The organism is Vibrio iocasae, from assembly GCF_042245395.1.
Lineage (GTDB): Bacteria > Pseudomonadota > Gammaproteobacteria > Enterobacterales > Vibrionaceae > Vibrio > Vibrio iocasae.
Map to the genome: position 1 here is coordinate 567,725 of NZ_CP145310.1, position 18,525 is coordinate 586,249.

The 18,525-nt window shown below is 44.4% G+C and carries 17 protein-coding genes; 9 read left to right on the forward strand and 8 right to left on the reverse strand.

The features are described 5' to 3' along the window. The first annotated feature begins 10 nt into the window (after positions 1-10). The gene (locus SNR28_RS02595) at positions 11-880 is read left to right on the forward strand and encodes a helix-turn-helix domain-containing protein (RefSeq protein WP_375749463.1); all 870 of its coding nucleotides are present in this window, start codon (positions 11-13) and stop codon (positions 878-880) included. A 183-nt stretch (positions 881-1,063) separates the two neighbouring features. Here SNR28_RS02595 and SNR28_RS02600 read toward each other — a convergent pair whose 3' ends face one another. From SNR28_RS02600 to SNR28_RS02630, 7 genes are all read right to left on the reverse strand, one after another. After that, on the reverse strand, positions 1,064-1,399 hold the full coding sequence (locus SNR28_RS02600; RefSeq protein ID WP_375749464.1) for a fructose PTS transporter subunit IIB: 336 nt from the start codon (positions 1,397-1,399) through the stop codon (positions 1,064-1,066). Positions 1,400-1,523: 124 nt separating this feature from the next. After that, positions 1,524-2,201: a fructose-6-phosphate aldolase gene (locus SNR28_RS02605; protein WP_375749465.1), complete on the reverse strand. Its 678-nt coding sequence runs from the start codon at positions 2,199-2,201 to the stop codon at positions 1,524-1,526. Positions 2,202-2,238: 37 nt separating this feature from the next. After that, entirely contained in the window at positions 2,239-3,129 is an 891-nt protein-coding gene (locus SNR28_RS02610; RefSeq protein ID WP_375749466.1) for an SDR family oxidoreductase, read from the reverse strand. After that, positions 3,129-4,010 (reverse strand): [formate-C-acetyltransferase]-activating enzyme, encoded by an 882-nt coding sequence (locus SNR28_RS02615; RefSeq protein ID WP_375749467.1) that lies wholly within the window; start codon positions 4,008-4,010, stop codon positions 3,129-3,131. Before SNR28_RS02615 ends, SNR28_RS02610 begins: the two co-directional genes overlap by 1 nt. Next, on the reverse strand, positions 4,000-6,300 hold the full coding sequence (locus tag SNR28_RS02620) for a formate C-acetyltransferase (RefSeq protein ID WP_375749468.1): 2,301 nt from the start codon (positions 6,298-6,300) through the stop codon (positions 4,000-4,002). The genes SNR28_RS02615 and SNR28_RS02620 overlap by 11 nt, the downstream gene beginning before the upstream one ends. Positions 6,301-6,526: 226 nt before the next feature. After that, positions 6,527-6,844, reverse strand: coding sequence for a PTS fructose-like transporter subunit IIB (locus SNR28_RS02625; RefSeq protein ID WP_375749469.1), 318 nt, complete (start codon positions 6,842-6,844; stop codon positions 6,527-6,529). 113 nt (positions 6,845-6,957) lie between these two features. Further along, complete coding sequence (locus SNR28_RS02630) at positions 6,958-8,031, reverse strand: PTS fructose transporter subunit EIIC (RefSeq protein ID WP_375749470.1); 1,074 nt, start codon at positions 8,029-8,031, stop codon at positions 6,958-6,960. Positions 8,032-8,584: 553 nt separating this feature from the next. Here SNR28_RS02630 and ptsP point away from each other — a divergent pair. Further along, positions 8,585-11,089, forward strand: a complete 2,505-nt coding sequence (gene ptsP, locus SNR28_RS02635) for a phosphoenolpyruvate--protein phosphotransferase (protein ID WP_375749471.1) — start codon at positions 8,585-8,587, stop codon at positions 11,087-11,089. Positions 11,090-11,333: 244 nt separating this feature from the next. Next, positions 11,334-11,798 carry a heme-degrading domain-containing protein gene (locus tag SNR28_RS02640; RefSeq protein ID WP_375749472.1) on the forward strand — a complete coding sequence of 155 codons (465 nt, stop codon included), beginning with the start codon at positions 11,334-11,336 and terminating at the stop codon, positions 11,796-11,798. Positions 11,799-11,972: 174 nt separating this feature from the next. Here SNR28_RS02640 and SNR28_RS02645 read toward each other — a convergent pair whose 3' ends face one another. Continuing rightward, positions 11,973-12,716: an autoinducer binding domain-containing protein gene (locus SNR28_RS02645; protein WP_375749473.1), complete on the reverse strand. Its 744-nt coding sequence runs from the start codon at positions 12,714-12,716 to the stop codon at positions 11,973-11,975. Between the two features lie 161 nt (positions 12,717-12,877). Between SNR28_RS02645 and SNR28_RS02650 the strand changes: the two genes are divergently transcribed. The 6 genes from SNR28_RS02650 to SNR28_RS02675 all read left to right on the forward strand — a co-directional run bounded on the left by SNR28_RS02650 (position 12,878) and on the right by SNR28_RS02675 (position 18,514). Further along, positions 12,878-13,612 carry a LuxR family transcriptional regulator gene (locus SNR28_RS02650; RefSeq protein WP_375749474.1) on the forward strand — a complete coding sequence of 245 codons (735 nt, stop codon included), beginning with the start codon at positions 12,878-12,880 and terminating at the stop codon, positions 13,610-13,612. Positions 13,613-13,711: 99 nt separating this feature from the next. After that, positions 13,712-14,356 (forward strand): acyl-homoserine-lactone synthase, encoded by a 645-nt coding sequence (locus tag SNR28_RS02655; protein ID WP_375749475.1) that lies wholly within the window; start codon positions 13,712-13,714, stop codon positions 14,354-14,356. A 203-nt stretch (positions 14,357-14,559) separates the two neighbouring features. Beyond that, positions 14,560-15,708 carry an EAL domain-containing protein gene (locus SNR28_RS02660; RefSeq protein ID WP_375749476.1) on the forward strand — a complete coding sequence of 383 codons (1,149 nt, stop codon included), beginning with the start codon at positions 14,560-14,562 and terminating at the stop codon, positions 15,706-15,708. A gap of 45 nt (positions 15,709-15,753) precedes the next feature. Next, complete coding sequence (locus tag SNR28_RS02665) at positions 15,754-17,292, forward strand: methyl-accepting chemotaxis protein (protein ID WP_375749477.1); 1,539 nt, start codon at positions 15,754-15,756, stop codon at positions 17,290-17,292. A gap of 91 nt (positions 17,293-17,383) precedes the next feature. Next, entirely contained in the window at positions 17,384-18,232 is an 849-nt protein-coding gene (locus tag SNR28_RS02670; RefSeq protein WP_375749478.1) for a histidinol-phosphatase, read from the forward strand. 78 nt (positions 18,233-18,310) lie between these two features. Continuing rightward, positions 18,311-18,514, forward strand: coding sequence for a hypothetical protein (locus SNR28_RS02675; RefSeq protein WP_375749945.1), 204 nt, complete (start codon positions 18,311-18,313; stop codon positions 18,512-18,514). Positions 18,515-18,525 lie beyond the last annotated feature (11 nt).

Below are 18,525 nucleotides of genomic sequence, written 5' to 3' on the forward strand. Positions count from 1 at the left end.
TTCTGACTTGATGAACGCAATTGAACTCGCTCCAGAGCAATATTTGCAACATTTGCTCTCTGACTACTCTGGATATCCCAAAAATATCGGCAAAATTATTTTTGCCAGTAACTTACCGGAACCTCCTGAACTGGCATATCAGGTTCACTTTCAGCGCCTGGAAATGGTGGTGGAAGGTGAAGTTGTTATGGAGGTTGGGAATGATATCGGCCTGGATACCCGACACACGCTTACGTCCGGTGATGCGCTTTATATACCGACAGATTGTTGGAACAAACCACACTGGGAAAAACCGGTAATCATGCTTAATTTGCTGGTTGGTAAACAGAGTTTTGGTATCAGCTTACTAAAATGGGATGGAGCGCAGTTCTCAACGTTGGTAAAAGATAATGTCCAGCGTCGAGGACCACGTACGGGAAGCTTCATTCTTCAATCTTTGGAAGAGTTGCGTTCTCATGCAGAAGATCAGCATACCGCGAAACTGCTGGTGGCTTCTCTGCTTAGTCATGTTAACGACCTGATGCAAAACCCGCCGGAAACGCTATCACGCAGTAAAGCATTATTTGAAGCGGTGCGTGATTATATTGAGCAAAACTACCATGAGCCACTGACTCGTGAATCGGTAGCCGAACACTTTTATGTATCACCAAACTATTTGTCACAGCTGTTCCAGAAAGAAGGCAAGATTAAGTTTAATGAGCACTTGAATCGTATACGTCTGGAGCGGGCGAAGTACCTGCTGAAGGAATACGATATGAAGGTGAAAGAGGTGGCACACCGATGTGGCTTTAGTGACAGTAACTACTTCTGCCGGGTATTCCGCAATCAGACTGCGCGATCGCCTTCTGAGTATCGGACGCACTATCGGAGTCACAATTAAGAAAATAGGTATCAGAAAGTCCGGTAATTCCTGCGTAAAAACGCCACAAGTACATCCATGTACGCTCCGCTTTCTTTGTGTAAAAATGCTCATCCATGAAAAACAGGTTTTACTCCGGAACCACCAGACTCTCTCCCGTAGCAATGAAGTCTGAAAAGTATCTGCTACCAAATTGATGGGATGTTAAATCTCAATGATCGTTTTGGGTGGAGAGTTATAAACTCTTTCCAACATATCGAATATCTCTTGAGGCTGTCGTAAAAAGGTGGAGATATTCGCCTTTATCTGGCGAGTATTCTCAAAACGTTCGATGCCTTCTATATTGATATCTGCCACGATAATTGCCACATCGGCCTGCTCGATTTGTTCCTGAGAAAGACCATTTTCAAGGCCAAGTGCGCCCTGAGTTTCTACAACGACTTTAATGCCTTGTTTCTGGCAATATTTTTCAATAGCTTCTGCCGCCATATAAGTATGTGCGACACCGCTAATACATGCTGTAACTGCGACTATATTCATCTGAACCAAAATAAAAAAGAGATATACCAGATAGTATATCTCTAATATTGCTATTAATGCTTTTATTAGATAAAAAAATCAATCTAATTAGTTACTTTGTGCGCTAACACGCGTTAAGTGTCGGTTAAAGAACGTCCAATACGTTTGTGTCTTCACCATATACTGATTCCCAGTCGGATACGAATCCTGCTACCCCTGAATCTGTCAGTGGGTGAACCAGAAGAAGGTCGAATACATCGGCAGCAATAGTTGCTGACTGCACGCCTGCTTTTGCAATCTCATGCACTTGTTGAACGTTCTTAAATGACGCTGCCAGTACTTTTGCATCTAGGCCGTAAACATCAATCAGATGTGCAATTTCAGCTGCTACCTGAGTACCGTCAGCACAGATATTGTCCAGGCGGTTTACGTAAGGCGCCAGATATTCTGCACCCGCTTTTGCTGCCATTAGTGCTTGCTGCGGAGTCAGAATAGCCGTTGCTGTGATAGGGATGTTTTTCTCCGTCATCAGCTTCATTGCTTTAATGCCCTGAGGCGTTACCGGCACCTTGATGTACAAGTCAGGGTCAATCTTGCGCAGTGCTTCTGCTTCTTCAAGCATGACTTCGGCGGTTTTACCCATTACCTGAACGTGTAGAAGGCGGTCTGAACCAATCAGTTCACGGATGTTAAGGATGATCTCTTTAAGCGGCTTCTTCTCTTTTGCAATGATAGACGGGTTGGTTGTCACACCTGCAAGAGGGTATAGGTCGACCGCTTTTTTGATAGCATCTAGGTCTGCTGTATCCAGGAAGTAAATCATGTTGTCTCTCCGATAATTCTGTAAATTCTAAAATCTGTTATTTCTTAAAGCCAAATTCTTTCAGGCATTTAGTGATAGCGGCTTTACTGTCGGTAAAAACAATTCCTTGTTTTGCCAGCTTAGATGTATCCAGTCGTACATCACGTGTTTTTGGTGCTTCTGTTGACTCCAGTACTTCACCCCAGCGAACTTCCTGCCCCATTTCTACAAGGATATGCTTAGCGATCTCATAGCGACTATCAGGGTTGTGTGCACCAGTGTGGTATGTGCCATATGGAATCTCGAAAATGTTCTCGAACTGGTCAATTAGTTCGTGAATATAAGTCAGTCCACGGAATTCGTTAGTGCGCTCATGCATTTTTTCGCCACTCATCAGCGCCTGAAGAGTATTCCATACCACGTTCGGGTTAATGCTGGTGTTGCGCTCGGGTAAACCGAACATCCAGGTAAAGCGAAGAATCCACATCTCTTCAAGAATGCTCTTTAGTTCGTGCTCTGCTTCCAGCTTGTTCTGGCCATATACGGTATCCGGATTCGGCGTGTGTTCTTCAGAGTATGGGCCTGATTCTTCATTGCCGTTAAAGATCTGTTCGGTGCTGATAAAGACCAGCTTTGAGCCTTGCTCTTTACACGCTTTTGCTACGTTGATAGCCCCCTGTACGTTGACCTTATGAGCAATATCCGGGTGCTTGTTGCAGAAATCAGTCACTGCAATCGCTGCTGCGTGAATGACATAGTCTGGTTTTACTTCCGCGAATATCTTGTTCACCTGATCGGCATCGGTGATATCCAGTTGCTCGACGTCTGTTGGGGTAATATCAAACTTGTCCTGGTACTTATTGATAAAGCGAGTGCCGAAGAAGCCATTGGCACCAGTAATCAGAATTCTTTGTTTCATCTTTGTTCTCCTATCTGCTACCGTCAGCATTAGCCGCCGATAACAACCTTATAACCCTGAGCTTCGATATGTCGTTTCACCGAAGCTACTTCATCTTTCGTTGGAACCGTTACGTCTTTAAACTCGTAATCCATGTCCAACGTGTCGTATTTACTCGCACCATACTGGTGGAAGGGCAGGATATGCACCTCTTTCAGTCCAAATGGTTTGATGAAATTCATCACCTTGTAGACGTTTTCCATATCCAGTGTGTAACCCGGAATCAGTGGTAATCGAGGAATGACATTGACACCGCTCTCTACCAGTTTGGTAAATCCGTCTAGCACTCGCTCCAGGTTGATACCGATAACGTCTTTCGCCTGCTCTGAATCCATGATTTTGAAATCAAACAGGACTTCGTCGCACAGTTCACCAATACGTAGCAGTTGCGTTGTGCTGCCCTGACCAGAAGTTTCTATGGCCGTCTGGTATCCAAGCGTTTTCAGCTTTTTCAATAGCTCAATCACAAACGGCACCTGAGAGAGCACTTCACCACCTGACAGGGTGATACCACCACCGGAGGTGCGGTAAAACACTTCATCTTTGGCGATCTCTTTCAGCACTTCGTCCATGGTCATGTCATGGCCAACCACTTCAACCGCACCACTCGGACATTCATCCACATCCATATCGCAGGTATCACAATGGATACATTTAGCTTCACGCTTAATGGTGTGTGGCTTATGCGAACGAGACTCCGGGTTTGCGCACCACGGACACTTCAAAGGGCAGCCCTTGAAGAACACGACCGTTCTGATGCCTTCACCATCGTTTAGCGAATAACGCTGAATGTTGAAGACGTGTCCTGTGGAAGAGGCGTTACCCGCCTCGTCCAACTGAACCACATCAATTTGGTTGCTATTACAGTTCATGGGCAGTTCTTCGGATAATGTCGTCCTGAATCTCTTTAGACAGCTCGACGAAGAAGGCACTGTATCCCGCTACGCGAACCACCAGACCTGCGTAATCTTCAGGTTTTTCCTGTGCTTTGCGAAGTGTGTCTGCATTCAGAACGTTGAACTGAATGTGTTGCAGCTTTAGCTTCATAAATGCGCGCAGGAAGTCACCCAGCTTAGATAGACCTTGCTGACCTTCTAATGTTGAAGGGGTGAACTTCACGTTTAGCAGGCTACCGTTTGATAGCAGGTAGTTGTCCAGCTTCGATACTGATTTCAAAACCGCCGTCGGACCCTGATGGTCTTTACCCAGCATTGGTGAAAGACCGCCATCAGCTAACTGTTCACCTGACAGACGACCGTCAGGGGTTGCTCCTACAACAGCACCTAAAGGTACGTGGGCGGATACTGTGTAGGAGCCTGGGGTAAACTTGCCACCACGCGGGTTGTCATATTGTTCAACTTCTTTGCAGAACAGGCGCAACAGGTCAGAGCCGATGGAATCTACTTCATCAATGTCGTTGCCGTACTTTTCATACTTGTTCATAAGACGCGCACGTACTTTGTTACCATCTTCGGCTTCAAAGTTGCTGTCCAGCATCTCTATAAACTCAGCAAAGGTTGCACGCTTCTCATCGAACACAAAGCGCTTAAGGGCGTGCAGTGAGTCTGAAAGGTTCGCGATACCAATACCCTGAACACCAGAGAAGTTATAGCGGCTACCGCCATAAGTAATGTCTTCACCGTTATCGATACAATCACTGATAAACGAAGAGAGCAGGGGAACCGGAGCCCAGTCACGGTGGCCGATATCACAAATGTTCGAGCCTTTCACCATTAGGTTCACGTAGTGACAGATGTCGCTGCGGATCTCTTCAACAAGCTGGTCATAGGTTACTTCTGCATTGTTTTGGTTGCGCTTAAGCACCAGCTCCATGACTTTGAGCAGGTTGAACATAGCAATGTCGTGCAGGCCGTACGTTTTGCCCGGAATGGATAGCTCAACACAACCCACTACAGAGTAGTCACGCGCATCTTCCAGAGACACACCGCGGTTCAGGAACGCAGGAACAACCACTTCGTCGTTAAAGATCTGAGGGATACCTGTGCCCAAACGAATCGTCTCAGCAGTTTTCATCATGAACTCACGGTCCATAAACTCGTTGACGCGCACACCAAGGTTCGGCTGTGGTAACTGAACGCTCTGATAAGAATCAAGACAGAGTGTAGAAAGCGTGTTTACCGCGCTCTGGCCAGTTTCAGTCAAACCACCAAGTAGAATGGTGTAGCCAGTCGGGAAGCCCGCAAAGAACTTCGCACTGCCTGAAGAACGAAGCAGAACGATGTCATTGGTCTTGATCCAAAGACTTTCCAGGTACTCTTTTAGGAACGCTGGATCTTCACCCTGTTCGATAGATTGGTTATAGAACGGCATCATGTACTGGTCGAAGCGGCCCAGTGACAGTGAACTTGCGTTTGATTCATACTGAAGAATGATGTTCATGTACCAGAACAGCTGACACGCTTCGATAAAGCCTTCAGGTTTCGCGGTTGCAATCTTCTCTGATACAGATGCAATTATTTCAAGCTCGATACGTCGGGTTTCGTCTTCGCAGTTAGCAGCCATTTCTTTAGCTAGTGCTTCGTATCGGCGGATATGACGTACTGAAGCCTGAAGCAGGATCAGTACTGACTGATAGAATTCGTTTTCTGGTTGAGAAACCGTAAGGGTTTCAAGCTCATCGATTAGCGCACCAAGGCCGTTTTCTAGCAAGCGGTCAAAATCGATGATGATGTGTCCCTGACCTTTGTCGGTCTGGTTAACACTAAAAATTTTCTGACCTACAGCATCTTTGATTTCCGCAGGGATCTGGCTGTTGATGAAGTCTTTCATCGAGCGCTCTGACCAGTATGTCAGAAGCTCTTCGCGGTATACTTTTTTGTCTTCTTCTGAGATGTAGAATTTGTCTTGTGGACGGGATTCAAAGATATCTAACTCTTTTTCAATCCAGTATGGGTCCATCTCAGGGGATACGATACCCGCACGAGGTTTAATGGTACGGTTACCGGCGACTAATTCGTCTTCACGGATAGATATTGCAACGTTATCCAGGATATGAGCGGTTGCTTTTGCACGGCGGATTAGCGTGTGTTCGCCTTCAGTTTGCTTATGACTTTCGGTGTATAGCAGCGCTCGTTCTAGTGATATTTCTCTTTTGGCTGCAAATAGTGCCGATTTTAGTCTTTCGATTCTGGCTGTGCTCATCACAAGCTCCATTTATATGTTGTTCGGTTTATCAGATTTGTTGAGTTTTGTTGTTCTTTATCATGCTACCCGTCCGATTTCTTGGTCTTCCGACGCACCTTCGCGCCTTCTTCTCGTTCCCACGCTCCAGCGTGGTAATGAGTATGGAGTTTAGGGTAGTGGTGTATAGCTGTTGTTACTGTTCGGTATGCATTCCCACGCAGAGCGTGGGAACGAGGAATGCTAATTAAGCAGTTGCCAGGTGAGCTTCGATCTTATCCATTACTACAGCTGCGCGTTTTACTGCGTCGCTAACACCGATGCGTACAACCATTTTGCCTTCGAAGCGCTCCTGGTTTTTGATGTCGATATCTTTAGTCAGGATAACTACGTCTGCTGCTGCTACTTGCTCTGCAGTCAGTTCGTTTTCGATACCGATAGAACCTTGAGTTTCAACATCGCAGTTCCAGCCTTTTGCTTTTGCTGCTGCTTCGATTGCTTCTGCTGCCATGTATGTATGTGCAACACCTGATGGACATGCTGTTACTGCTACTACGTTAGTCATAATACTCTCCAGAAATATAGATTTAGTTATTTGGTTGGGCGGCTGGCCATTCCTACCGGATGCCTGACTGACCAGCTGCCCGTTTGTTCGAATTGAGTCGGTTTAAAAAGGAATTAACCGATAGTGATGTCTAGGTCGATGTCGTCAGAAGACTCTTCTTTTGGTGCTTCTACTTTGCGACGTGCTTTAAGAAAGTTCACCATAAGCGCTGTTACTACAGAACCAACCGCTAGTGCTACAAGGAAGCCAACGCGACCTTCAACAACAGGTAGTACAATCAGACCACCCCATGCGGCGAAACACTTAACACCTAGTAACGCTGCTGTTACCGCACCACAAGCTGTACCGATCATGATTGATGGAAGTACGCGTAGTGGATCTGCTGCTGCGAATGGGATTGCACCTTCAGTGATACCCATAGTACCCATCAGGATTGAAGCACGACCTGCTTCTTGCTCGTCTGCACCGTATAGTTTTTTGTTCATGAATGTCGCAAGACCCATACCTACAGAAGGTGTTGCTACTGCTACTGCTGAGATACCTGCAACGTTGTAGATGCCTTCACCCACACAAAGGATAACGAATGCATAAGCTACCTTGTTTACAGGACCACCCATATCGAATGCGATCATTAGACCCATGATGATAGCCAGAACAACGATGCTTGAATCCTGCATACCTTTCAGGAATTCAGTTAGTGCCGCTGTACCTGCACCGATAGGCTCACCGATACCCCAAACAATTGCACCAGCAGTGATGAACGTACCAACAATAGGGATAACGAAAATTGGCATGATGGAACGTGCAAATGAAGGTACTTTTATCTTCTTAAGGTAGAAAACAACAATACCACCCAGAAGACCTGCGAAGATCGCTCCGAAGAAGCCAGTGTTGTACATGTTTGCGCCGATGAATGCCGCAATTGCTGATGGAGCAAGAGCAGAACGGTCGGCAATTGAGTAACCGATGTAAGCAGCAAGAATAGGTACCATTAACTGGAAGCCGGCAACACCAATGAAGAATAGGTCATGCAACCAGGTTCCTTCTGCTGGTACAGCACCTTCACCGTATAGCATTACAGAAGCTGCGAGTAAGATACCACCTGCAACCACAAATGGGATCATGTGAGAAACACCCGTCATAAGGTGTTGTCTTGTGTTTTTCAGTATGGAAATGATGTCATTCATAATACTGTCCTTAGAGCACAAAGTTATTATTAAAAGTTTAGTTAATTAAAACAGTTCACGTTTACTCGCTGCGCAGCGTTTGTAATCCTTTCACTATCCGAATGAAATACACTTCATCCGGGTTGTGTCCATAATATAGTGAGTAAATGTGCTATCAAGTTAGAGGACAAAACATCTATTTACTGGATATTTGTAAGATCTATTCAAGAAGGTGATCTAAGGCACATAAATGTGTGATTACTTAAAAATCGATCATTTACATTGGTTAAATCTTTATAAATCAATTGGTTAATTTGAACTCATGCAAAATTAACAAAATATAAGCATGACTTTTGTCACAAAAATAGTAGTAAATTTGAGCGTGCTCACACTTGGCTTTGTATCTAACAAAAGTCCAGTAAATCGAAGGAATGTCCAATAGTGGCAAACGTGCGGAAGTTCTATTGTGTATAAAAAGCGAATCAACGCTCTGACAGCGAAACGAACTTCTGGTATAGATTGGTTCTAAATAAGTGCAGAGCGAACAAGATAAACTGTTCTGAGGTCAGAATTTATGAAAACTTTCTCATTTTCCTGCGAGCTACCAAATGGTGTACATGCTCGCCCTGCCAGCCACGTAGAAGCTCTTTGTAATGAGTTTGATGCTGATATTAAGTGGCAGAACGAACGTACCGGCATTTCTGCTAACGCGAAAAGCGTGCTTTCTCTTATTGGTACGGACACACTGCTTGGCGATAAGTGCTTAATTACCATCGATGGTGAAGACGAAGAATCTGCATTTGAGAAAATCAAAAGCTTTATTGCTAACGAGTTTCCACACTGTGACTCTCCACTCGAAACCAATGAAGAAGAAACAGGCGAGTTTGTTGCTCTGCCAAGAAGCTTCACTAACTTAGAGGCTCCTGTCGTTCGTGGTAACGCAGTGAGTGCGGGCTTTGGTTTTGGTCAGCTAATGCGTGTTGGCGCAATTAACTTTGACACATTGACAGACCTTCCTGAGAAACGCGACCTTGAAACAGAGAAGTCTTCTCTTGAGCTTGGTATTAAACAGCTAGCAAAAGCGTTTGAACTTCAGTTGAAAACAGCAAACCATACTGAAGCTGAAGTAGTAAACGCGCATTTCTCCATTGTTAAAGATGCAGAGTTCAAACAGACGCTGGAAAGTAACCTGGTTGAAGGTCGCAGTGCGGCAGATGCGGTTATCGCAACAGCAAAACACTTCGGTGAGCAGCTACAGAAGTCCGCGTCTGCTTACATGCGTGAGCGTGAGTTGGATATCCGTGATGTCTGTTTCCAGCTACTACAAAGCATTTATGGTGACGAGAAGTTCTCAAACCAACTTAACCTAAACGGGCCAACCATCTGTATTGCTGATGACCTGACGCCAAGTCAGTTCCTTGAGCTGGATAAGAGCCTGCTAAAAGGTCTTGTACTGACACACGGCGGTAGCACATCGCACACCGTTATTCTTGCTCGTTCTTTCGCAATTCCTACGTTGGTGGGCATTGATGAAAGCAAGCTATCTTCATTTATTGATTCAGAAGTGCTGATTGATGGTAGCCTTGGTCTGGTGGCAACGGAGATCAGTGAACCACTGCGTCGCTACTACGAGCAAGAGCAGCGTGTTGCAGATACAGTTAAATTACGTCAGAGCCAGTTTAAAGATCAGACTGGTGTGACTGCAGATGGTAAAACTCTGGAAGTGGCTGCAAACATCGCACACTCCGTTGAAGCAAAAGCAGCATTTGGTAATGGTGCTGAGGCCATCGGCCTGTTCCGTACAGAAATGCTGTACATGGACAGAACATCGGCTCCGGATGAAGATGAGCTGTACAACATTTTCTGTCAGGCGCTTGATGCGGCTGAAGGTAAATCTATCATCATCCGTACTATCGATATCGGTGGTGACAAGCCTGTCGATTATCTGAATATCCCGGCTGAGAACAACCCATTCCTGGGTTACCGCGCGGTTCGTATCTACGAAGAATTTATCGATATGTTCAAGATTCAGCTTCGCTCTATCTTGCGTGCATCGGCTCACGGCTCACTTAAAATTATGATCCCTATGATCTCTTCTATGGAAGAAATCCTATGGGTAAAAGACATTCTTTCAGAAGTACGTAAAGAGCTACGCGCAGAGCAGATTCCATTTGATGAGAAGATCCCTCTGGGCATCATGATGGAAGTGCCGTCGGTTGCATTTATCATCGACCAGTGCTGTGAAGAGATTGACTTTTTTAGTATCGGTAGTAACGACCTGACCCAGTACCTGATGGCCGTTGACCGTGACAACTCTAAAGTGACTAAGCACTACAACAGCCTGAACCCGGCATTCCTGCGTACTCTGGACCACGTGGTACGCGAAGTTCACCGTCACGGTAAATGGATTGGCCTATGTGGTGAGTTGGGTGCGAAAGGGTCGGTTCTGCCTCTGTTGGTTGGCCTTGGACTGGATGAAATCAGTATGAGTGCACCAAGCATTCCGGCGACGAAAGAGCGTATTGCGAAACTGGACAGCCGTGAGTGTCGTCAGCTACTGAACAAAGCGATGGATTGTCGTACTCCGCTTGAAGTTGAGCACCTGCTTGCTCAGTTCCGTATGCAGCAGTCTGATGCTCCACTTATCTCTCAGGATTGCATCACGCTAGACAATGACCTTCGTACGAAAGAAGAAGTGATTAAGACACTGTCAGACAACTTGTTCCTTGCTGGACGTTGTCGTTACCCAACGAAGCTGGCAGACGATTTGTGGGCCCGTGAGGATGTATTCTCAACTGGTCTTGGTTTTGGCTTTGCGATTCCTCATACAAAGAGTGAGCACATTGAGCAATCGACCATCAGTGTGTCTCGTTTAGCAAAGCCTATTCAGTGGGGAGATGAAGAAGCTCAGTTTGTGATTATGCTTACGCTCAACAAACATGCAGCTGGCGATCAGCATATGAAGATCTTCTCTAAACTGGCGCGTCGCATCATGCACGAAGAGTTCCGTCAGAGTCTGATGAACGCGGCATCTACCGAAGAGATCGAGAATAAGCTGAAAGCTGAATTAGAGCTATAAGTGATTAGGTTATTACCTAATTTATAAACGGGAAAATACTCTCCTCGGAGACCTTTGGCGGTGTATAGAGATATCACCGCCCTTTTTATTCTATAAACATAGTCGTTACCTTGTTCCCATGCTCTGCGTGGGAATACATATCGGACATTATAAGGACTGCTGTTATAAAGAAGAGTGGTGTCTGAAGTGAGCTAAGGTATGCATTCCAACGCGGAGCGTTGGAACGAGAAAAGAGACATAAATAATGAAAGAACTACTAAACGAAATCCTCGAACAGGAAAAACGCCTTCAATTTACTCAGTTTTCACACGAGATTGCGTGGGAACTTGGATGCGCTCTTAAAAAGGCCGCAGAAGAGAAGGGGGCAAGTGTTGCCATCGATATCTCAATGAATGGTCTCTGCATCTTCAGCTACGCGATGCCAGGTACAAGAATCGACAATGTTGAGTGGATTCGTCGCAAGAAAAATGTGGTTAACCGCTACCAGAACAGTTCCTGGTATATCGGCAATTACTATAAGAACAAAGGTGTCTCTATCGCAGAAGGCTCGCTGGTGGATGGAAAAGAGTTTGCTGCATTCGGTGGTAGCTTCCCTCTGGCAGTGAAGAACGTCGGTATCATCGGCACCATTACGGTTTCTGGGTTGCCGCAGGTAGAAGACCATCAGTTGATTGTGGATGTGCTTGAGAAGTTCTTAGAGCTTCAATAATCGACTATTTCGTTAGGGGTAGAGATAAGCGCTGTACGAGTGGTAAGAATCTTATCTGAGAAGTAGAGTCCCCACTTTACTTGGTAAAACAAGACAGCTCACATCGTACAGCCGAAACAGAATCTACCTCAGCAATAGTTACCAAAAGGTTACCATCTGATTCTTATAACTATTCTATTTCTTGTTTACCGATGGATGCACGTGTCCATGCAGAACTGCTTTTGAGATCGCCTGATAGCGATTGACCACACCAAGTTTTTTAGTTGCGTTGTTCAAATGGAAGTAGACGGTCCTTTCAGTACAACCCAAAATATGACCAATCTCCCAGGTCGTTTTTCCTTCTGCTGCCCAGTAAATCACGTCCTTTTCCCGGGCCGTTAACTGACTCTCTTTTCTTTCTATCTGACGACTTTCAATTTCAATCAACTTAGAAAATGCACTAGGTGCTATTGCTTGTGACAGCAAAAGTAACTCGGTTAACTCATTGCTATTAAACTCGTTGTACCCTCTCGTGGTTGCGAGGCTGAATATGCCAATCTCGCTTTTGCTGCCGTGAATAGGCACGCTCAATCCAGAGTTTAATCCGTGCTCTTTGGCGGCCTTGAAGAAGTCACGCTCTTGCTTGGAGTTATAGGTTTGCTCTAGTTCGTTCCAAATAACCGCTTTTGTACTTGTATAGCAGTGCTTAACGACGGGATCGAGTTCTACGTAATTGTTTTCATCATAGTGAAGCCGCCATTCAGTTGGGTAATTGTTATAAATTACTGTATAGCTTCGTGAGAAAGAGACAGGAATGGAAACGCCAAAAAGATAGAACTCCATATTACAGCGATGAGCTATTTTGCTAATAATATTTTCCACGTCAGCGGCACTATCTGCGACATGTAGCTTTTCTGCATATTCCAATACGTTACGCATAGGTATAAACAACGGCTCCTTTTGAACTTCATCACTAATGAGTGAGTGAAAATAACCGAATAAAGCCCAAAGTAGGAAGGGTTTATTTGCTATTTGTTGATATGGGTATCACTACGTATAACGCTTTAAAAGTTATACAGGGTAATTACGAGGATACCAATATGATCATAGATCAATCTACTAAATTATTAAGCAACATTATAGAAATTGGTGAGATAAATACCAAAGCAGAAGCTGAGACCTATCTACATAAAATCAAAAACCTAATTGATATTGAATTCTTCCTAATGGGAATGTCCGTACCAATAACGATGACAAGGTCTGAGAGCATCATTATTGATAATTATCCATCGGGTTGGCGGACACTATATGACCAAAATCATTTAAAAGACATTGATCCCGTGGTTAAGCACTGTATGGAAAACTCATCCCCGGTTTCCTGGGGGGAGATAAAGTTACTTAAGCGCGCGAATACTATTAATGTGATGGAAGAGGCGAAAACATATGACCTTAATTTTGGGGTTAGCATTCCTATTCATACCAACAACAGTGCTTTCGGGATGGTTAGTTTTGCCAGTTCAGAAAAAATGAGAACCGATACCAGCTTAGCCGTTATGGCGTCTAATCTGGTTCAGCCGTTGATTTCCGATTTTGTGACAAAGCAGTCCCAGTCTCTCCGCGATGTCCATTCTGTTTCTTTAACTGACCGTGAACTGGAATGTTTAAAGTGGTCTGCGGAAGGGAAATCGGCCTGGGAGATATCCCGGATAATTTGCTGCTCAGAACGTACGGTTATTTTCCATATCTCTAATATGTGTAACAAGCTTGGGGCTGCGAACAAATACCAGGCAATCTCTAAAGCCATTATTTCGGGGGTTATGCATCCAGAGTATTAACGCCATAGATTAGGTACTACTACTTGTCACCTGTAATACCTTCCAGTACAGCGTAATGCCAAGCTTGATTATCATCAGATCTGGCAAAGGAGGTGACCAATGTTAAGTGTAAGATGCAAGAACAGAACGTTATTGTCAGATGTTGATTACATGAGCTTATTACAACTCAGACATAAGGTTTTTAGAGAAAGGCTCAAGTGGGATGTTAAGTCAGAAAACTCGCATGAAAGTGATGAATATGACACTCAGGAGACACAGTATCTCTACGTCAAAGATGATATCGGTAATCTGTTTGGCTGTTGGCGTATTCTCCCTACAACGGGAACATATATGCTGAAAGATACTTTCAATCAATGTCTTGGTGAAGAGAAAGCACCGGAGTCACCGACTATCTATGAGCTAAGCCGGTTTGCGGTCGATAAAACCTTGTCCTCTGGTTCGCATTTCACGCCAGGCAAGATAACGATGGAAATGTTCAGGGCAGTCTATAAGTATGCGGTCTACAACAGAATTGATTATTACGTAACGGTGACGTCTGTAGGCATAGAAAAATTATTGAAACGCATCGGACTGCCTCACGAACGTATTGGAGACAAACAGGTGCATATGCTCGGCAACACTCGATCGGTTGTTTTGCTTATTCCTATCAATGAGCAGTTTCGTGATTCGGTTGGCTTAAACACCATAGACATAAGGCAAAATTTTGTTTTTGAAGCAAATACTCTAGAGGTGGAAGCGGCATAGCAAATAATATAGGCAAACTAAAACGAGCATTAACTCAAATTTGTCAACCTGTTCGTTACGACAGGTTGTAGTTTACTGGGGTGAATCTAGTATTTAGTGGTAAGGCTAACTGACTGTTTTGTTATAAACAGGTGGCGGAACTTAAAGCTACAAATAATAACAACGTTATGGCTACTACAAAAAATAAATGCTAGGTGACCCATATGGATATTGTGGTTATTGATAAAAATAAAGCGTTCAGCTCTCCAGTCGGCAGATTAGAACGCAGTAACCACGATATCCTATGGGCAAATAATACTCATGATCTCATCGCGCTACTAAATGGCTTGTCCTGTCCTTATATGGTTTTGGCTAACTTTCAGTCAGTCATTATGGACAATGCCATTAGCGCTCTTTTAGAAAATAACAGCCAATGTCTGAAAGGTGTCATCTTATATGGTGATGTCGATGAGAGAATATTATTACCAATCAGAGTGTTCTGTAATAAACTTGGTGGGTGCCGACTACATTTTTTGGGCAATTCACTAAACATTTCTAAGCTGAACCGCTTAATTTCAAATGCGGAAAGTTCAGAACTTGGTATTACAGACTTCAAGAGCGAAGTTGTTCATGACTCTGTCAATGAAAAAATCGCAATAAATTACCAAACAATTACACCTTACTTTCAGTCTATCGTGTCAGGAGAGACAAAGCGCAACGTTGGTTATGAAGTGCTTGGTCGTATTTCACACAACAATCAAACTCTATCCCCCTTAGTATTTCTTGAGCAGCTAATCCAAAGCGGTGCGATTACCGATTATACCTACACCCTTGTTTACAAGGCGCTGGAAAGCATCCAACAACTGGATAATTTCGATGGTACGTTATCTTTCAATATCGACTATCAATCTTTGGATGACAGCAATTTCCATAAAAAACTTTGCACCGTATTTAAGGCATTTGATTTTCCACTTCACAGAGTCATTCTGGAGCTTTCTGAACATAACCCTATATACAGCGGGACGGTTATTGAGAACCTAACCAAGTTCAGAGGGGATGGTGTCGGAATTTCAATCGACGATTTTGGTATGGCTGATTCTGGCTTTACGCAACTGTTAAATATCCCATTTACAGAGATCAAAATTGACAGGAGTTATATCTCTGAAATGGAAGGCTCTGACTATATGTACAAGATCGTAAAGGCCCTATCTTCCGTTGCAAGCTGTATGGAAGTCAATGTAGTTGCTGAAGGCGTAGAAAACGCAACACAGATAACAATGCTCCAGTTAATTGGAGTGAATCGATTCCAGGGCTTCTATTTTTCCAGGCCCGCACCAATAGAAAGCATCGTTACAAAAAATAAATATCACTAAAACTTCTATCAGGCGATGTTCAAATAGATTAAGGCTAGGCATCTAATGAACAAGAGAAATTTATCCACAAACAACAACGAAGTTGAAGTAGCGGAGGGGATTGAGCTGGTCTCGACCACAGATAAACGCGGCGTAATTACTTATGTTAATGAGGATTTTTGCCGAGTGTCCGGGTTTTCTTCTGAGGAGTTAATCAACAAAAATCACAACATTGTGCGCCACCCGGATATGCCCAAAGCCGCGTTTGAAGATCTATGGTCTCATCTTAAAAAAGGAGAACCCTGGAGAGGAGCGGTTAAAAACCGTTGCAAAGACGGTGGTTTCTACTGGGTGGACGCGTTTGTTACGCCAATCATGGAAGAGAATAAACTGGTAGGTTATCAGTCGGTGCGGCGGAAGCTTGCTCCTGAGTTCAGAAGCAGGGCAGAAAAGCTATACACAGTATCCGCAAAAGGAAAACAGCTTACCTCTAAGCTTCAACTTTCAACACGCCAACGCATATTGGCCTTGATAGCGGTGACTTTCGTCTCTCTATTTTTAGCGCATCTGGTCAACCCTTGGTTTAACCTTATTACCCCAATAGCCGTATTCGCCATTTTGTATAACGAATTGTTTGTGCGCCAACCATTTTATGAAGAACTCAAGCGAAACTATGACAGCATATCTCGCAGTGTTTATTGCAATGACAGTACTAATACCGCTGAATTTCATCTTCAAATGCAAAAAGGGCGGGTTCAGACGATTCTGGGGCGAACATTTGACAGTAGCCGCTCTCTTTTAAGTCAGGTACAAAGTTTGGAGCAAGCGTCAGAGCATGCTCATCACAATGCGAAGGAAGAGCTTCAACAACTTGAAGCGATTTCTACCGCAATGGAAGAGATGGTCCAGACGGTTGAAGAAGTCGCGAAAACGAGCGTTCAGGTATCCGGAGAAGTGCAAAGTGTGACTGATAAATGTGAACGAGCGAATGATGCAATGTCAAAAACGCGTTCCGATGTGGTTGCGTTTGCTAAAGCCGTAGAAGCGTCTTCTGAGTATGCGACTGAGATATCCGGTGAAATGGACAGTGTTATTGCGTTGATGGATGAGATTCAGGGTATAGCACATCAAACAAATCTGTTAGCGCTGAATGCAGCTATCGAAGCGGCCAGAGCTGGCTCAATGGGTATGGGATTTGCGGTTGTTGCGGATGAAGTCAGGTCGTTGAGCTCAAGAACGCAGTCGGTAACAGAAAATATTCATGTCACAATGAGTAATCTGATGGAATCGTTAGAGAAGCTTGCTGCCAAGCTTAAAGCGGATTGTAACTATGCCGGTACAAGCGTCGACCTGACAAACGAAGTACTAAGCCTTATCTCAAGCCTTGAAGATGAAATCAAAACCATTCATCAGGCGACGTATGAAATTTCTGCCGCTACGGAACAACAGACGATGGTTGCAAAAGAGGTGAACAACAGCATCCATGTCGCGAAGTCGGCCTCGATAAGTAATCTGGAAGATGCTGATCAAGTTGCAGATTTAGCTCATACGATAGATACCAAAGCACATCAGCTTGCATCATTGGGGAGCTCATTTGGCAGGTAGAAACGGTTAAATGAATTTAAGTAAGATAGGGTGATCTCTTCATGCTAATGATGTTTAATAACATGTAGTCAATCATTTATGGAAGACCCTGATGTTACTTACCAATTATCATACGCATTGTCATTTCTGTGATGGAAAAGGAAGCCCGGAAGAGATGCTGAGCCAGGCTAGAGAGCTCGGCTTTAAAGCGATAGGTTTTAGCTCTCATGCGCCACTGCCTTTTGAAAATGACTTTACACTCCAGTCAGAACGCCTTCCTGAATATATAGAGACAATTACTCGTCTAAAAAACAGCACCAGTGATATGGAAGTTTATCTCGGGTTAGAGATCGACTATATGGCGGGCCTGATGTATCCGGCTCAGGCAAAGTGGGGAGAGTTAGGGTTAGACTACGTCATTGGTTCAGTTCATGCGCTGGCTGCACCTGACGAACAGTATCCAATGCTGAGTGTCGATGGTCCTGATGAGGAACTGGATGCCCTGATAAACGACGTGTTTAGTGGTGATGTTCGCAAAATGATAGAAACCTACTATCAACGTATTTCCGATCTTTGTCAGGAAGGAGGCTTCGACATCCTTGGTCACTATGATCTGATTAAAAAACACAACCTTCGTAAACCTTTTTTCGATGAGTCTGCTTCCTGGTACAAGGACGTTGCCATATCCACTCTGGATGATGTCGCCAAATCAGGCGTCATTATGGAGGTGAACTTCGGTGGTATGCTGCGTGGGGCAACGGACGATGTTTACCCACCATTGTGGCTAATCGAAGAGGCGTTTAAACGAGGCATCCCAATGCAAATTAACGCCGACGCGCATGCACCTAAGCATTTAGGTGTCCACCATGAATACAGCCGTGATTTGCTGGTTAAAGCGGGCTATAAGACGCAACGGGTTTTGTTATCAGGAACATGGCAGGATGTTTCTCTTACAAACTGATATTGATATCGATGCTTCCTCTTGACCCGTCTACTGGTGACGGGTTCACAATGCGCCTCGTACTTAAGAGGAAGTGCTATGTTTTATCTGAAATCCACCATTTGTTTCCCTGTCTCTGATGCAGCAAAAGGCATCTCTCTCGCTCTAGTATCGACCGCTTTGTTTGTATTGTCTGGAATGATAGTCCGTATGCTGAGTGGTACGGTTGATAGTTTCCAGATTCTGCTTTTCCGTCAGATGGTAATCAGTTCAACGCGCTGGAAGATGAGATCCAGCGATTAAGGAAACAACAG

Excerpts from the sequence above, each read along its gene's own strand:
- SNR28_RS02595 (WP_375749463.1), top strand. The coding sequence starts at position 11 with ATGAACGCAATTGAACTCGCTCCAGAGCAATATTTGCAACATTTGCTC.
- SNR28_RS02600 (WP_375749464.1), bottom strand. The coding sequence starts at position 1,399 with ATGAATATAGTCGCAGTTACAGCATGTATTAGCGGTGTCGCACATACT.
- SNR28_RS02605 (WP_375749465.1), bottom strand. The coding sequence starts at position 2,201 with ATGATTTACTTCCTGGATACAGCAGACCTAGATGCTATCAAAAAAGCG.
- SNR28_RS02610 (WP_375749466.1), bottom strand. The coding sequence starts at position 3,129 with ATGCTGACGGTAGCAGATAGGAGAACAAAGATGAAACAAAGAATTCTG.
- SNR28_RS02615 (WP_375749467.1), bottom strand. The coding sequence starts at position 4,010 with ATGAACTGTAATAGCAACCAAATTGATGTGGTTCAGTTGGACGAGGCG.
- SNR28_RS02620 (WP_375749468.1), bottom strand. The coding sequence starts at position 6,300 with ATGAGCACAGCCAGAATCGAAAGACTAAAATCGGCACTATTTGCAGCC.
- SNR28_RS02625 (WP_375749469.1), bottom strand. The coding sequence starts at position 6,844 with ATGACTAACGTAGTAGCAGTAACAGCATGTCCATCAGGTGTTGCACAT.
- SNR28_RS02630 (WP_375749470.1), bottom strand. The coding sequence starts at position 8,031 with ATGAATGACATCATTTCCATACTGAAAAACACAAGACAACACCTTATG.
- ptsP (WP_375749471.1), top strand. The coding sequence starts at position 8,585 with ATGAAAACTTTCTCATTTTCCTGCGAGCTACCAAATGGTGTACATGCT.
- SNR28_RS02640 (WP_375749472.1), top strand. The coding sequence starts at position 11,334 with ATGAAAGAACTACTAAACGAAATCCTCGAACAGGAAAAACGCCTTCAA.
- SNR28_RS02645 (WP_375749473.1), bottom strand. The coding sequence starts at position 12,716 with ATGCGTAACGTATTGGAATATGCAGAAAAGCTACATGTCGCAGATAGT.
- SNR28_RS02650 (WP_375749474.1), top strand. The coding sequence starts at position 12,878 with ATGATCATAGATCAATCTACTAAATTATTAAGCAACATTATAGAAATT.
- SNR28_RS02655 (WP_375749475.1), top strand. The coding sequence starts at position 13,712 with ATGTTAAGTGTAAGATGCAAGAACAGAACGTTATTGTCAGATGTTGAT.
- SNR28_RS02660 (WP_375749476.1), top strand. The coding sequence starts at position 14,560 with ATGGATATTGTGGTTATTGATAAAAATAAAGCGTTCAGCTCTCCAGTC.
- SNR28_RS02665 (WP_375749477.1), top strand. The coding sequence starts at position 15,754 with ATGAACAAGAGAAATTTATCCACAAACAACAACGAAGTTGAAGTAGCG.
- SNR28_RS02670 (WP_375749478.1), top strand. The coding sequence starts at position 17,384 with ATGTTACTTACCAATTATCATACGCATTGTCATTTCTGTGATGGAAAA.
- SNR28_RS02675 (WP_375749945.1), top strand. The coding sequence starts at position 18,311 with ATGTTTTATCTGAAATCCACCATTTGTTTCCCTGTCTCTGATGCAGCA.